At 71.1% G+C, this 14404-nt stretch carries 12 protein-coding genes and 1 rRNA gene; 6 read left to right on the top strand and 7 right to left on the bottom strand.

What is annotated here, in order from left to right:
• Nucleotides 1–16: 16 nt before the first annotated feature.
• Nucleotides 17–1165, bottom strand: a complete 1149-nt coding sequence (locus ACIPVN_RS12900) for an alcohol dehydrogenase catalytic domain-containing protein (protein ID WP_400443416.1) — start codon at nt 1163–1165, stop codon at nt 17–19.
• Between the two features lie 207 nt (nt 1166–1372).
• Between ACIPVN_RS12900 and ACIPVN_RS12895 the strand changes: the two genes are divergently transcribed.
• Nucleotides 1373–1858 carry a YfbM family protein gene (locus tag ACIPVN_RS12895; RefSeq protein WP_400443414.1) on the top strand — a complete coding sequence of 162 codons (486 nt, stop codon included), beginning with the start codon at nt 1373–1375 and terminating at the stop codon, nt 1856–1858.
• 311 nt (nt 1859–2169) lie between these two features.
• Here ACIPVN_RS12895 and ACIPVN_RS12890 read toward each other — a convergent pair whose 3' ends face one another.
• Nucleotides 2170–3804 (bottom strand): DUF222 domain-containing protein, encoded by a 1635-nt coding sequence (locus ACIPVN_RS12890; protein ID WP_400443412.1) that lies wholly within the window; start codon nt 3802–3804, stop codon nt 2170–2172.
• A 383-nt stretch (nt 3805–4187) separates the two neighbouring features.
• Between ACIPVN_RS12890 and ACIPVN_RS12885 the strand changes: the two genes are divergently transcribed.
• Genes ACIPVN_RS12885 through ACIPVN_RS12875 form a run of 3 tightly spaced genes read left to right on the top strand, consistent with a single transcriptional unit; the run spans nt 4188 to nt 7543 of the window.
• Nucleotides 4188–5471, top strand: coding sequence for a M18 family aminopeptidase (locus ACIPVN_RS12885; protein ID WP_400443410.1), 1284 nt, complete (start codon nt 4188–4190; stop codon nt 5469–5471).
• A 45-nt stretch (nt 5472–5516) separates the two neighbouring features.
• Nucleotides 5517–6959, top strand: coding sequence for a purine-cytosine permease family protein (locus ACIPVN_RS12880; RefSeq protein WP_400443408.1), 1443 nt, complete (start codon nt 5517–5519; stop codon nt 6957–6959).
• On the top strand, nt 6956–7543 hold the full coding sequence (locus ACIPVN_RS12875; protein WP_400443407.1) for a cysteine hydrolase family protein: 588 nt from the start codon (nt 6956–6958) through the stop codon (nt 7541–7543). Before ACIPVN_RS12880 ends, ACIPVN_RS12875 begins: the two co-directional genes overlap by 4 nt.
• 29 nt (nt 7544–7572) lie before the next feature.
• Here ACIPVN_RS12875 and ACIPVN_RS12870 read toward each other — a convergent pair whose 3' ends face one another.
• Nucleotides 7573–8283 (bottom strand): MBL fold metallo-hydrolase, encoded by a 711-nt coding sequence (locus ACIPVN_RS12870; RefSeq protein WP_400443405.1) that lies wholly within the window; start codon nt 8281–8283, stop codon nt 7573–7575.
• 97 nt (nt 8284–8380) lie between these two features.
• On the opposite strand from ACIPVN_RS12870, the gene ACIPVN_RS12865 reads away from it, so the two are divergent.
• Nucleotides 8381–8935 (top strand): TetR/AcrR family transcriptional regulator, encoded by a 555-nt coding sequence (locus tag ACIPVN_RS12865; protein WP_400443403.1) that lies wholly within the window; start codon nt 8381–8383, stop codon nt 8933–8935.
• Between the two features lie 25 nt (nt 8936–8960).
• Here the strand turns inward: ACIPVN_RS12865 and hutI are convergent, their stop codons facing one another.
• Genes hutI through hutH form a run of 3 tightly spaced genes read right to left on the bottom strand, consistent with a single transcriptional unit; the run spans nt 8961 to nt 13379 of the window.
• A complete protein-coding gene (gene hutI / locus ACIPVN_RS12860; protein WP_400443402.1) occupies nt 8961–10139 on the bottom strand; it encodes an imidazolonepropionase in 1179 nt (392 codons plus the stop codon).
• 32 nt (nt 10140–10171) lie between these two features.
• The gene (hutU, locus tag ACIPVN_RS12855; protein WP_400443401.1) at nt 10172–11845 is read right to left on the bottom strand and encodes a urocanate hydratase; all 1674 of its coding nucleotides are present in this window, start codon (nt 11843–11845) and stop codon (nt 10172–10174) included.
• Nucleotides 11838–13379, bottom strand: a complete 1542-nt coding sequence (hutH, locus tag ACIPVN_RS12850; protein WP_400443399.1) for a histidine ammonia-lyase — start codon at nt 13377–13379, stop codon at nt 11838–11840. The genes hutU and hutH overlap by 8 nt, the downstream gene beginning before the upstream one ends.
• Nucleotides 13380–13461: 82 nt before the next feature.
• Between hutH and ACIPVN_RS12845 the strand changes: the two genes are divergently transcribed.
• Nucleotides 13462–14220: an IclR family transcriptional regulator gene (locus ACIPVN_RS12845; protein WP_400443398.1), complete on the top strand. Its 759-nt coding sequence runs from the start codon at nt 13462–13464 to the stop codon at nt 14218–14220.
• A 99-nt stretch (nt 14221–14319) separates the two neighbouring features.
• Here ACIPVN_RS12845 and rrf read toward each other — a convergent pair.
• Nucleotides 14320–14404: ribosomal RNA gene (gene rrf, locus ACIPVN_RS12840) — 5S ribosomal RNA — on the bottom strand; the annotation flags it as partial.

Below are 14404 nucleotides of genomic sequence, written 5' to 3'. Positions count from 1 at the left end.
GTCTCTCCCGCCTCGATCACCGTCCCGGGAGCAGTCCGATGCGCAGGGGCGCTCCCGGGACGGATGCTTCGGCGAGCGCCCCGTCGAGGTCGCTCAGAGGCCGCACGGCGCCCACGGCATCCGCGAAAGGGTAGGCGCGTCCGCGCCCCGCGAGGAACGCCACCGCCTCGGCGAGATCGCTCCCCGTGTAGTTGTGCACACCCGCGACCGTGACGAGGCGCCGCACGACGCTCTCGGCGTCGAGCGGCACGCGGTCGGCGGGAAAGACACTGCCGACGAGCACGACGATCCCGCCGACGGCCACCCCGTCGAGCGCCTCACCGACGGCATGGCCGGATGCCTCGATCACGATGTCGGGTTCCGGGGTCCCTGCGGCATCGAAGGGCGCGGAGTCCCGCGTCTCGCTGCGCTCGCTCCGGGAACGCGTTCCCCTCGGTGCGAGCCACTCCCGGGCACGGGCGCGGCGCTCATCGTTCGGGTCGAGCACCTCGACGCGCGCACCCTGCTCGGCGGCGATGGCCGCGGCCGACAGCCCCACGAGGCCGGCACCGTGGACGCGCACCCGCGCGCCGTCGAGATCGCGATGCCGGGCCGCGCGGGCGACGGCGGCCCAGGCGGTGGCTGTCGCGCATGACGCGGGCGCCAGGACGGATGCGGGGAGCGTCTCGGGAACGCGCACGATCGTGGTTCCCGCGCGCAACTGCATGTGACTGCCGAAGGCTCCGGTCAGCTCGCCGTGCACGCCGATGCGGTCGCGGCCGTACGTGCCGAGCGTGCGGCACTTCTGCGGCAGGCCGCACAGGCACCGGTCGCAGCTCGCGCACGACACGGTGATCGACCACACCACGCGGTCGCCGATGCGCAGCGGCGCACCGTCGGTCGCGGTCGCCCCGGTGTCGCCGAGCGCGATCACCCGGCCGACGCTCTCGTGTCCGAGCACCAGCGGCACCGGGGCTGGTCGATGCCCCTGCACCGTGTGCACGTCGGATCCGCAGATGGTCGACAGCTCGACCGCGACCAGCACATCCCCGTCGGCGAGGGCGACGCCCGGTACGGCGATCGTCTCGTGGGGCTGCCCCTCGCCGACGAATACCATCGCGGTGGCCGCCGGTCGCAGCGTCACGTCGCGCCGGTGCCCGGGCGGGCGGGTCAGCATCGTTCCCATGTCGCTCCCCGTGTCAGCTGCGCGATCTCGTTCCCCGAGTCTTCTCCGACTCTTCCAGGACGAGAACGACGCATTCGGGCGCACCCGCGAGTGTTCAGAGGCTGTTCACCTCCCATCCGGTTCGGATTCGCCGGGTGGCTCGGTGCTTCTCGTGTGCGCTCTAGGCTGGGAGCGGTACCGCGACGAACGGGGAGGGTTCGGATGGGCATGAGGGCTGCATACACGCTGATCGATGAGGGCACGCTCGATCGGCTGGTGTCGCTGTCGCCCGAAGTGCTGCTGTCGACGCTCGAGGAACTCGAAGAGGCCGGCGCGACGACCGTCTACGTCGACAAGATGTGGGATGGTCTGCACTTCCTGCTCACGGGGGTGTCGGCATCCGCGCCGCGCGAGGACGATCCGCTGAGCGAAGCCGTCGTGGGAGTGCACGCGTTCGGCGGTGACGACTTCGTCGGCTGCACGGAGAACGACGAGCTCGAGCCGATCATCGAAGCCCTCGACGCGGTCGATCTCGACGAGGCGCTCGCGACGGTCGACTTCGCCGCGTTCACCTCGGCGCGCGTCTACCCGAACATCTGGACCGACGACCCTGCGCAGTTGCGGGCCGAGCTGACGGATGCCTTCGCCGAACTGCGGCGCGTGCACCAGCAGGCCGCCGATGCCGAGCGTCACCTGGTGATCAGCATCTACTGAGACTCGTCCTGCCCCTAGCGAGGCTGGTGCTGCCTCTGAGGCGCGTGCTGCCTCTGAGGCGTGTCTTGCCTCTGCTGCGCGTTCTGCCTCTGCTGCGGGTTCTGCCTCTGCTGCGCGTTCTGCCTCCGCTGCGCGCGCCGCTTCTGAGGCGCGCGCCTCGGCGCGCGGTCGACCGCGCAGGTGCTGCCTTGCGCGATCCCCGCGGCGCGGTTCTGGGGAATCATCGCTCATGGCACCGCTCACGCAACCGGTCACGGGCGGGTGATGCTCGCGGCTGATCTCGGGGAGTCGCCGGGGCCGACGAGCGGTGTTCATGCGCGGATCGGTGGTCGTGGTGGGCGCGCCGGGGTGGCGTGGCGTCTGGTGGTGGGTGTGGTGATGGTGGGTGTGGTGATGGTGGCGGGTGTGGGGTGGCGTGTGGTGGTGCGTGTGGTGGGTCGGGGTGTGCGCCAGCGTTGGTGGGGGTCCCACCAGGCGGGTCCGCGGACGTGGGGGACGCCGTGGTGCATGCGGATGGTCCAGCCGTTGGTGTCGAGGGTGCGGTGGTGGTGCCAGCAGAGGGTGACGCCGTTGTCGGTGCTGGTGGGTCCGCCGCGCGCGTGTTCGGTGACGTGGTGGATCTCGCACCAGGTTGCGGGGACGTGGCAGCCGGGGATGAGGCATTCTGTGTCGCGGAGGGCGATCGCGCGGCGTTGGTGGGCGGTGAAGATCCGGTCGGTGGTGTCGATCCCGATGATGCGCCCGCCCGGGTCGCAGGTGACGCGTTGGATACTGCCCCCGCACGCGGTGTGCCGGGCGGTCGCGAGAGAAACGGGGGCGTCGTCGACCCCGTCGACGTGCGCCCACCCCCGCCCGGACGCATAATCCTCCGCAGCCACCGACACGACGAGGGTGGGGGCGGCACCACCGAGGGTGGGCATGTCACCGTGGCGGGCGGCGATGCCGAGGACGGCGGCGAGAGCGTCGTGCTGCTTCTGCGCCCGGGACCGGTCATCGACCATCCCGCCCGGGTCGCCCGGCGGGAGGACATCGTCGGCGAGGAGGCTATGCGTCTGGCTGTTCAGCGCATGGTCATCCGCACCGAGCGCAGCGTCGTCGGCGGAAGGGACGAAACGCACTCCGTCCTCGAACCCGTCGTCCGGGAGCGGGGTCGCAGGGATCGGTGGTCCGTCGACTTTCGGGTTGAGGTAGGCGTCGAAGATGCGTTGCAACTGCCCCGCCGTCTCGGGCAGCAGCGACCCACGGATCGGGATCACCCCGTCCTTCACCCGCCCGAGGACGATCCCGCGGGCGCGCATCGCCCGCTCCTCGGCGGGTTCTGCGCCGTCGGGATCGAGGTAGGTCACGATCACCCGCGACAACAGCTTCAAGTCCTCGGGTGTCGCGGGTGGTCCCGCTTCGACATGGCCATCCGCGTCAGATCCATCGTCGACGGCGACGAGCCCGCGCGCGTATTCCGCCAACTCGGCATCGGCGCGCAACCGATCCGCCGCACCGATCCTGACGCCGGCCTGCTCCACCGGCCCGGTCGCCGCCAGCAGCCCCGCGACCCCGACCGCGCCAGCCAGCAACGTCTCCCGCAACGCCGGCCAGCGGGCGGGCAGCATCGCCCCCGAGGAGAAGTCCAACTCCCGCCGGACGATCTTCCCGGCTTTCACGACCCGTGCCGCGCCGGCCGCGTCCGTGCGCAGCACCCGCTGGACGAGCTCGTTCATGCTCCGGCATCCGAACCTCCCGCAGAACGCCAGCTCCCCCGACCCCGCCGGACGCTGATCCACCGACCCGACCGTCTCCACCACCACCGCATCGACCCGCCGGGCGACCTCCCCGGCGGCACGCAACACCTGCATCTTCTCGGCATCCGACAACCCCGCCACGACATCCGCGCGCAGCACCACGGCCAGGTCGGCGGCGACCCGATCCAGAAGCTCGGCGGTGCTGTTCATGCACCCCAGTCCACCAGGGGCCACCGACATTCAGACGCGAAAACCCCAGACCAACGAACATATCGACGTGATCGGTGGAGAACTCGCAACCACACCACACCGGTGCAGAACGAGTGCACACGCGGCGGGACCCTTCGACACGCTCAGGGACCCAGTCGCGGGACGGGGCTGGGACCCTTCGACAGGCTCAGGGACCCAGTACGGGACGCGGCGGGGCCCTTCGACAAGCTCACGGACCCAGCCGCCTGCGCGAGCACGGGACACAGCGAGCCCCGGAACGATCGGCGCTCTCGACGCGCACCTCACTCCCCCGCGGTGAACGATCGGGCCCGTCGCCATCCGCGGGTACGCTCGAAGGACGCCCGTCTGCAGGAAGGCCCTCCATGCCCGTCACTCCGGTCGCCCTCGCCCACGCCGAGGACCTCGCCGACTTCGTCGCCGCCTCCCCCTCGAGCTATCACGCCGCGACCGAGGTCGCCCACCGCCTCGAGGGCGCGGGTTTCACGCGCCTCAACGAGGAGGACGCCTGGCCGGCCCAGCCCGGCGGTCGCTTCGTCGTCGTGCGCGACGGTGCGACGATCGCGTGGGTGGTACCGACGGATGCCGCGCCCACCACGCCCGTGCACGTCTTCGGCGCGCACACGGACTCCCCCGGCTTCAAGCTCAAGCCGCAGCCGACGACGGGCACCCGCGGCTGGCTGCAGGCCGCCGTCGAGGTGTACGGCGGACCGCTTCTCAACTCCTGGCTCGACCGCGAGCTGCGTCTCGCGGGCCGGCTCGCGCTGACCGGCGGCCGCGTCGTGCTCGCCGACACCGGCGCACTGCTGCGCCTGCCGCAGTTGGCCATCCACCTCGACCGCACCGCGAACAGCGGGCTCGCGCTCGATAAGCAGGTCGAGACGCAGCCGGTCTGGGGCCTCGGCGACCCGACGGAGGCGGACGTGCTCGGCGAGCTCGCCGCATCCGCCGGTGTCGACGCCGCCGATATCCGCGGCTACGACGTCGTGATCGCCGACACCGCGCGCGGCGCCGTGTTCGGCAAGGACGACGCCTTCTTCGCCTCGGGCCGCCTCGATGACCTCGCCTCGGTGCATGCGGGCGTCGTCGCCCTCGCCGCGTACGAGGCCGAGGCGGGCGCCCCGATCGCGGTGCTCGCGGCCTTCGATCACGAGGAGCTCGGGTCGAACTCGCGCTCCGGCGCCGCCGGCCCCTTCCTCGAAGACATCCTGGGGCGCATCTCCGACGGGTTGGGGGCGGATGCCTCCGAGCGTCGCCGTGCCTTCGCGTCGTCGTGGTGCCTGTCGAGCGATGTCGGTCACTCGGTGCACCCCAACTACGTCGGCAAGCACGACCCCGTGGTGCAGCCGGTGCTCGGATCGGGTCCGATCCTCAAGTTGAACGCCAACCAGCGCTACGCGACGGATGCCGTCGGCGCCGCCGCCTGGCACGCCTGGTGCGAGCGGGCCGGTGTGCCGACGCAGGAGTTCGTGTCGAACAACGGGGTGCCCTGCGGCTCGACGATCGGACCGATCACGGCGACCCGGCTCGGCATCCGCACGGTCGACGTCGGCATCCCGATCCTGTCGATGCACTCCGCGCGCGAGCTCGCCGGCGTCTCGGACCTGCACGATCTCGCCCGCACCGCCGAGGCGTTCTTCCGGTCCTGAGGTCTTTTTCGCCCGCCCGTCCGTGGCCGGTGCCAGGATGAGGGGATGACGCAGAATCCGCCCGGCCTCATCGAGCGCGCCGGCATCGAGATCATCCCCGAGTCCGAGCGCACCGCGAAGCCGCGCGACCTGTTCTGGCCGTGGTTCGCGGCGAACGTGTCGGTCTTCGGCATGTCGTACGGATCGTTCGTGCTCGGCTTCGGCATCTCGTTCTGGCAGGCGACGATCGTCTCGATCGTGGGCATCGTGGTCTCCTTCCTGCTCTGCGGGCTCATCGCGATCGCCGGCAAGCGCGGATCGGCGCCGACGATGGTGCTCTCGCGTGCGGCGTTCGGGGTGCACGGGCAGAAGGTGCCCGGCATCGTGTCCTGGCTGACGTCGATCGGCTGGGAGACGTTCCTCGCCATCATGGCCGTGCTCGCCACCGCCACCGTCATCACGCAGCTCGGCGGTGACGGCGACAGCATCGCTCTCAGGATCACGGCGACCGTCATCGTCGCGGCGCTCATCGTGGGCGCCTCGGTGCTCGGGTACCACGCCATCATGAAGATGCAGTCGGTACTCACCTGGCTCACCGGCGCGGTGACGATCCTCTACGTGATCCTGGCCGTCCCGAGCATCGACCTTGAAGCCGTGCTCGCCCGCCCGGACGGCGGCATCGGGCAGGTGATCGGCGCCCTCGTCATGGTGATGACCGGCTTCGGACTCGGCTGGATCAACATCGCCGCCGACTGGTCGCGCTATCAGAAGCGCACGGCATCCGACGGAGCGATCGTCGCGTGGAACACGATCGGCGGCTCGGTCGCTCCCGTGATCCTGGTGGTGTTCGGTCTGCTGCTCGCGGGCTCCAACGACGATCTCTTCACCGCCGTGCAGGCCGACCCGATCGGCGCGCTCGCGACCATTCTGCCGCTGTGGGTGCTCGTGCCTTTCCTGCTCACCGCCGTGCTCGCCCTCGTCTCGGGCGCGGTGCTCGGCATCTACTCCTCGGGCCTCACGCTGCTCAGCCTCGGCATCCGCATCCCCCGCCCCTCGGCCGCCGCGATCGACGGGGCGATCCTCACCGCGGGCACCATCTTCGTCGTGTTCTTCGCGACCGACTTCCTCGGCCCGTTCCAGAGCTTCCTGATCACGCTCGGTGTTCCGCTCGCGTCGTGGGCGGGCATCCTCATCGCCGACATCCTCCGCCGCAAGAAGGACTACGACGAGCAGGCGCTGTTCGATGCCCGCGGCCGCTACGGGGCCTGGGACTGGACCTCGATCGGCACGATGGTCGTCACCAGCGTCATCGGCTGGGGCCTCGTCGTCAACAACTTCGCCGACGACGCTCCGTGGAACAACTGGCAGGGTTATCTGCTGTTCCTGATCGGCGGCAAGGACGGCGAGTGGGCCTACGCGAACCTCGGCGTGTTCTTCGCCCTCGTGCTGTCGTTCCTCGTGACGTACGTCGCGCGTGCGGGCAGGATCCGCCGGCAGGAGCAGGTGTGATCACGTCGGCGGGATCGGAACCCGAGGGCGGTGCAGGCACCGCACCGTGGCTGGTCGTGATCGATCCGCAGGCGATCTTCGCGGCACCCGATTCCGCCTGGGGTTCGCCGTTCTTCGCCGACGCGATGCCCCGCATCCGGGCTCTTGCGGAGTCCTTCGGCGAGCGCGTGCTCGTGACGCGATGGATGCCGACGGCCGATCGCACGACTTCGTGGGGTGACTACTTCGCCGCGTGGCCGTTCGCCGATCAGCCGCCGACCGACCCGTTGTTCGCGCTCGTCCCCGAAGCCTCCGCGCTGTCGCCGCTGCCGACGCTCGACCTGCCCACGTTCGGCAAGTGGGGCGCCGAGATCGAGCGGACCGTCGGGCGCGGAGCGCACATCGTGCTGGCCGGTGTCTCGACGGACTGCTGCGTGATCTCGACGGCCTTGGCCGCCGCGGATGCCGGGGCCCACGTCACCGTCGCGGCCGACGCCTGTGCGGGGTCGACCGCCGAGAACCACGCCGCGGCGATCCAGGTGATGGGCCTCTACCCGCCGCAGATCACGATCAGCGATACAGCGACGGTGCTCGCCGGGCGCTGAGTCCCGCACGCGGAGCGGCGGCGGCCCCGTCAGGCGGATGCCCGCACCGCCGCGGCGATCTCGGTGGGTGACCCGTGCCAGGGAGCTCCGTGCCCGGGCAGCACCCAGGATGCCGACACCCCGGCGAGCCGATCGAGGGAGGCGAGCGCCTCCCCCGGCTCATCCGTGAACGGGGCGGGTTGCGCGCCGACCCGCCCGGTGAGCACGTGCCGGGTGGTGAGCGCGTCGCCGACGAAGACGGCCTCGACGAGGGGGACGTGCACGGCGATACTGCCGGGCGAGTGCCCCGGCATCCCGATCACGACGGGCGAGCCGGGCAGGTCGAGCACGTCGCCGTCGCCGACCTCGCGCACCTCGGCGACGTGGCGTGTGCGGAAGGCGTTCTTGCGCAGCCCGTAGCCAAGGAACCCGAGCATCGGTCCGATCCGGGCCGGCCCCATCGCGGTCTTCGGCTTCTCGCCCGTGCGTACGCGGTGCGCATCGGCGGCATGGATGAACACGGGCACCCCGACCTCGCGCCGCAGTCGCTCGGCGAAGCCGATGTGGTCGCTGTCGCCGTGGGTGAGCACGACGCCGCGGATGTCGGTGAGCGGGCGCCCGATCTCGGCGAGGGTGCGCTGCAGATCGCGCCAGTGGCCGGGGAGTCCGGCATCGATCAGGGTGATTCCCTCGGGTGCGTCGATCAGGTACGAGGCGACGATGTCGTTGCCGAGACGGTGGAGGTGCGGGGCGAGCGGCATGGTGGGTCCTTTCGGGACGCGTGCGATCGGTGGACGATTGCGAAGGCTACGATACGTAGCTATGATGGCTATTGTCAATAGCCATCAAGGAGGGCCCATGCCGGCACCCGAACGCACCTCGACCGAGGCCATCGTCGCCGCCGGGCGTGTGATCCTCGAGGAGTCCGGGCCGGCGAGCCTGACGATGCAGGCGGTCGCCTCCCGCGTCGGCGTGCGTGCACCCTCGCTCTACAAGCGCGTGCGCGACCGCGATGCCCTGCTCACAGCGGTGGCCGAAGCGGCGATCGACGAGCTCGGCTCGCGTCTGCACACCGCGGGTGCAGACGCCGCCGACGCGGACACCGCCCGCAGCGACCTCACACACCTCGCCGAGGTCTACCGCGCGTTCGCCCACGAGCATCCCGAGAGCTTCCGGTTGATGTTCACGGCATCCGCTCCCGTCGAAGCGCTGCACCGCACATCGGAGCCCGTGCTGCGCGCCTCCGCCGCGCTCGTCGGCGAGGCGGATGCTCTCGACGCCGCGCGCCTCTTCACCGCCTGGGCGACGGGCTTCCTGCAGATGGAGCTGTCCGGGGCGTTCCGGCTCGGCGGCGACGTCGGCCAGGCCTTCGACTACGGACTGCGCCGGCTCCTCGCGGGGCTGACCGCCTGACCGCCGGAAAGCCCGAAGCGACGACTCAGACCGCGACGCCGTCCTTCCACACGCGCGCTACGAGCGGCACGCCGGGGCGGTAAGCGAGGTGGATGCGGGTCGGTGCGTCGAGAAGCACGAGATCCGCCCGCGCCCCCGGAGCGATGATCCCGACGTCGTCGCGGCGCAGAGCCCGGGCTCCACCGGCGGTCGCGGCCCACACGGCTTCCGCCGGGGTCATGCCCATGTCGCGCACGGCGACGGCGATGCAGAACGGCATCGACGACGTGAAGCTCGACCCGGGGTTGGTGTCGCACGCGAGCGCGACCGTGACGCCGGCGTCGATGAGGCGGCGCGCATCGGGGTACGGCTGGCGGGTCGAGAACTCGACGCCCGGCAGCAGGGTGAGCACGGTGTCGGATGCCGCGAGCAGCGCGACGTCGTCGGAAGTGAGGTAGGTGCCGTGGTCGACGGATGCCGCGCCCAGCTCGACCGCGAGCGCGACGCCCTCCCCCGCCCCGAGCTGACTGGCGTGCACACGGGGCGCCAGACCGCGAGCGATCCCGGCCTCCAGCACGCGCCGCGACTGGGCGACCGTGAAGGCCCCGGTCTCGCAGAACACGTCGATCCACCGCGCGTGCGGGGCGCAGGCGTCGAGCATGGGGCCGATCACCAGGTCGACGTACTCGTCACCGCGGTCGGCGTACTCGGCCGGCACGACGTGCGCGCCGAGGAAGGTCACCTCGGGCGTCACCTCGGCGGCGAGACGTACCAGACGCTCCTCGTCGGCGACGCTCAGCCCGTAGCCGCTCTTGATCTCGACGGTCGTCGTGCCCTGCGCGAGCATCTCGTCGAGGAACCCGCGCACCCGCGCGCGCAGCTCGTCGTCGGTCGCCGCGCGGGTGGCCGTGACGGTCGAGCGGATGCCACCGGCCGCGTACCTGCGTCCCGCCATCCGCTCCTCGAACTCGACCGCGCGGTCACCCCCGAACACCAGGTGGCTGTGACTGTCAACGAACCCGGGGATCACCGCCCGCCCCGCGGCATCCACGATCTCGTCGGCGGACGGAGCATCCGCCGCTGCCCCCACCCAGGCGATGCGGTCGCCGTCGATGAGCACTGCCGCATCGTGCAGCGTGCCCACCCGGGTCTCCGAGCCCGTCGATGCGCCCGCCGCCGAAGCGTTCGTCGTCAACTCGCCAATGTTCGTGAGGAGCGTCGTCATGGCGTCAGCCTTTCAGGTTCGAGGAGCGCGGCTCAGAGCATCGGGATGTTCAGGCCGCGCTCGCGCGCCACCTCACGGGCGTGTTCGTAGCCCGCATCGACATGCCGCATCACACCGGTGCCCGGATCGTTGGTGAGCACACGCTCGAGCTTCTGCGCGGCGAGGTCGGTACCGTCGGCGACCGTCACCTGACCGGCGTGGAGCGAGCGACCGATGCCGACTCCTCCGCCGTGATGGAGCGACACCCACGAGGCGCCCGACGAAGTGTTCAGCAGCGCGTTGAGCAGCGGCCAATCGGCGATCGCATCGGAGCCGTCCTTCATCGCCTCGGTCTCGCGGTAGGGCGAGGCCACCGAGCCTGCGTCGAGGTGGTCGCGCCCGATCACGATCGGAGCCGAAAGCTCGCCCGAGGCGACCATCTCGTTGAACCGCAGCCCGGCGAGATGCCGCTCCTTGTATCCGAGCCAGCAGATGCGGGCCGGCAGACCCTCGAAGTGCACCTTCTCGCCGGCCTTCTCGAGCCAGCGGTGCAGCGCGGTGTCGTCGGGGAACAGCTCGGCGATCGCACGATCGGTCTTGGCGATGTCCTCGGGGTCGCCCGAGAGCGCGGCCCAGCGGAAGGGGCCGCGCCCCTCTTCGAACTGCGGGCGGATGTATGCCGGCACGAAGCCGGGGAACGCGAACGCGCGGTCGAAGCCGCCGAGCTCCGCCTCGCGACGGATCGAGTTGCCGTAGTCGAAGACCGCCGCACCGGCGTCCTGGAACGCGACCATCGCGGCGACATGAGCCGCCATCGATTCCCGCGAGCGCCGCGTGAACTCCTCGGCATCGCGCTCGGCCTCGGCCTTCCACTCCGACACCGCGACGCCGACGGGCAGATACGCGAGCGGATCGTGCGCGCTGGTCTGATCGGTCACGATGTCGATCGCCACGCGACGGCGGTGCAACTCGGGGAACACCTCTGCGGCGTTCCCCACGACACCCACCGAGAGCGCCTCTCCGGCATCCTTCGCCGCGAGGACGCGGGCCACGGCGGCGTCGAGATCGGTCGTGTACTCGTCGAGGTACCCGTGCTCGACCCGACGGGCGAGGCGCGACTCGTCGACGTCGACGATCAGCACCGCGCCGTCGTTCATGGTCACCGCGAGCGGCTGCGCGCCACCCATGCCCCCGGCACCCCCGGTGAGGGTGAGTGTGCCGCGCAGCGAGTCGCGGCCGAGCGAGCGGGCCACGGCGGCGAAGGTCTCGTAGGTCCCCTGCAGGATGCCCTGCGTGCCGATGTAGATCCACGAGCCGGCCGTCATCTGGCCGTACATGAGCAGACCCAGTTCCTCGAGTCGGCGGAACTCCGGCCAGGTCGCCCAGTCGCCCACGAGGTTCGAGTTGGCGATGAGCACCCGCGGCGCCCATTCGTGCGTGCGGAAGACCCCCACGGGCTTGCCCGACTGCACGAGCAGCGTCTCGTCGGGCTCGAGCTCGTCGAGGGTGCGCACGATCGCGTCGTACGCCTCCCAGCTGCGGGCGGCGCGGCCCGTACCCCCGTAGACGACCAGGCTCTCGGGGTGCTCCGCCACCTCGGGGTCGAGGTTGTTCATCAGCATCCGCTTGGCGGCTTCGGCACCCCAGCTCTTCGCCGTGCGCTGGTTGCCGCGCGCCGCGTGAACGGTGCGCGTCGTGTCGGTGAGGGTGGGCTTCTGATCAGTCATTCGCGTGCTCCTGTGCGATGCGGGCGACGGCGCCGGACTGCACGAGCGCGGTCACGGCCTCCATGTCGGGGGAGAGGAATCGGTCGGGGCCGGGGCCGCCGGCGACCGTGCGCACGAGGTCGCGCACGGCCCCGGTGGCAGGACCCGCCTGCAGCGGGGCGCGCAGGTCGAGGGCTCGGGCACCGGTGAGGATCTCGATCGCGAGCACCCGGCCGAGTCCGTCGATGGCGCGGCGCAGCTTGCGCGCGGCCGCCCACCCCATCGAGACGTGGTCCTCCTGCATCGCCGACGAGGGGATCGAGTCGACGGATGCCGGTACCGCGAGGCGCTTGAGCTCCGAGACGATGCCGGCCGCGGCGTACTGCGCGATCATGAGGCCCGAGTCGACGCCGACCTCATCGGCGAGGAACGGCGGGAGGCCGTGGTTGCGCGCCGGATCGAGTGCTCGGTCGGTGCGCCGCTCCGACACCGAGGCGACGTCGGCGACCGAGATCGCGAGGAAGTCGAGGACGGCGGCGACCGGCGCCCCGTGGAAGTTGCCGTTCGACTCGATCCGCCCGTCGACCGTGATGACCGGGTTGTCGATGACGCTCGCGAGCTCACGGCCGGCGATCGTCGCCGCGTACCCTGCGGTGTCACGCGCGGCTCCGTGCACCTGCGGCGAGCACCGCAGCGAGTACGCGTCCTGCACCCGGCCGTCCTCGGGGCCCTTGTGGCTGTGCACGATGGGCGAGTCACCGAGGAACGCACGCAGGTGTGCGGCCGAGACGCCCTGCCCCGTCTGCGGACGCAGTGCCATGAGATCGGCGGCGAAGACGGCGTCGGTCCCCAGCTGCGACTCGATCGACATGGCGGCGGCGATGTCGGCGGTCAGGAGCAGGGCTTCCAGATCGTGGAGCGCCAGCACCAGCATCCCGAGCATCCCGTCGGTACCGTTGATGAGAGCGAGGCCCTCCTTCTCGACGAGGGTCACCGGCGCGATGCCGGCGGCCGCCAGAGCCTCGGATGCCGGGGCGAGTGCGCCGTCGGCGGTGCGCACGTCTCCCTCCCCCATCGCCGCCAGCGCGATGTGGGCGAGCGGGGCGAGATCACCCGAGCAGCCGAGCGATCCGTACTCGCGCACGACCGGGACGATGCCCGCGTTGAGCAACGCCGCGTAGGTCTCGACGACCACGGGGCGCACGCCGGTGCGACCCGAGGCGAGCGTCTGCAGTCGCAGCAGCTGCAGGCCGCGAACGACCTCGGCTTCGACCTCGGCGCCCGTTCCCGCCGCGTGCGAGCGGATGAGGCTCGCCTGCAGCTGCAGACGACGGTCGGGAGCGATGAACGTGGTGGCGAGGGCGCCGAACCCGGTCGAGACGCCGTAGTGCGGATGCGGGTCCGCAGCCAACCCGTCGATCACGGCGCGAGTCTCGGCGACGCGCGCGAGCGCCTCGGGGGCGATCACGACGGGAGCGCCGTGGCGGGCGACGGCGACGACATCGGCGGGAGTCAGTGGGGCGGCGCCGACGAGCACGGGGGCGAGTTCACTCATGTCTCGATTCCACACCGGCGGGGTCGCCCGCGGCAGCGGATCGTGACATCCTGTGTCTGTGATACCAGACAATCCGGAGACCGTGGCCGACTCTCCCGCGCAGGTACCCGCGGCCGAGCACACCCTGCGGATCCTCCGCTACCTGGCCGGACGGCCGGCGCCGGTCGCCGCATCGGCGATCGCGCGGGACCTCGCACTGCCCCGGTCGACCGTCTATCACCTGCTCAGCACCCTGGCGCTGCACGGCTTCGTGGTGCACCTGCGTGAGGATCGTCGGTGGGGCTTGGGAACTTCGGCGTTCGAACTCGCCGGCGGCTACGCCCGGCAGCAGCCGCTCGCTCGGCTCGGGCGCCCGCTGGTGGCGTCCCTCTCCGACCGTCTGGGCGAGAGCGCGCACCTCGCCGTGATGAGCGGTGGCGACGTGCTGTACATCGTCGAGGAGCGCGCACCGCGGCGGCCGGCGCTCGTCACCGACGTCGGTGTGCGACTGCCCGCGCATCTCACCGCGAGCGGGAGGGCGATGCTGGCCGCGCTCCCCCGCGAGCAGGTGCGCGCACTGTATCCGAGCGCCTCCGCTTTCCCTGATCGCACCGGCGTCGGGCCGCGGACACCGCGGGAGCTCCGCGAGGTGCTGCGCGACGCACGCTCGCGCGGGTACGCGACCGAGGACAGCGAGGTGGCCGATGGGCTGCGCTCGGTCGGAGCCGTGGTGCGCGATCACAACGGCTGGCCGGTGGCGGCTGTGGCCGTCACCTGGGCAGGCAACGACGTCTCGGAGGCGCACCTGGCGGATGCCGTGCGCGGCACCGCCTCTGTTCTCGAGGCGCGGCTTGCACACTGAACGTGTGTGCGCACTCAGCATGCGCAGGCGATCGCATGTACACGCCCGTAAAACGAAAAAGAGCCACCCAGCATTGGGTGGCTCTTTTTCTTAAAAGAAGTCCGGCGGTGTCCTACTCTCCCACAGGGTCCCCCCTGCAGTACCATCGGCGCTGTGAGGCTTAGCTTCCGGGTTCGGAATGTAA

The sequence above is a fragment of the Microbacterium sp. NPDC090003 genome (assembly GCF_044748385.1).
Taxonomy (GTDB): domain Bacteria; phylum Actinomycetota; class Actinomycetes; order Actinomycetales; family Microbacteriaceae; genus Microbacterium.
The sequence above is the reverse complement of the archived record's forward strand: the minus strand, read 5'-3'. Positions and strand labels throughout refer to the sequence as shown.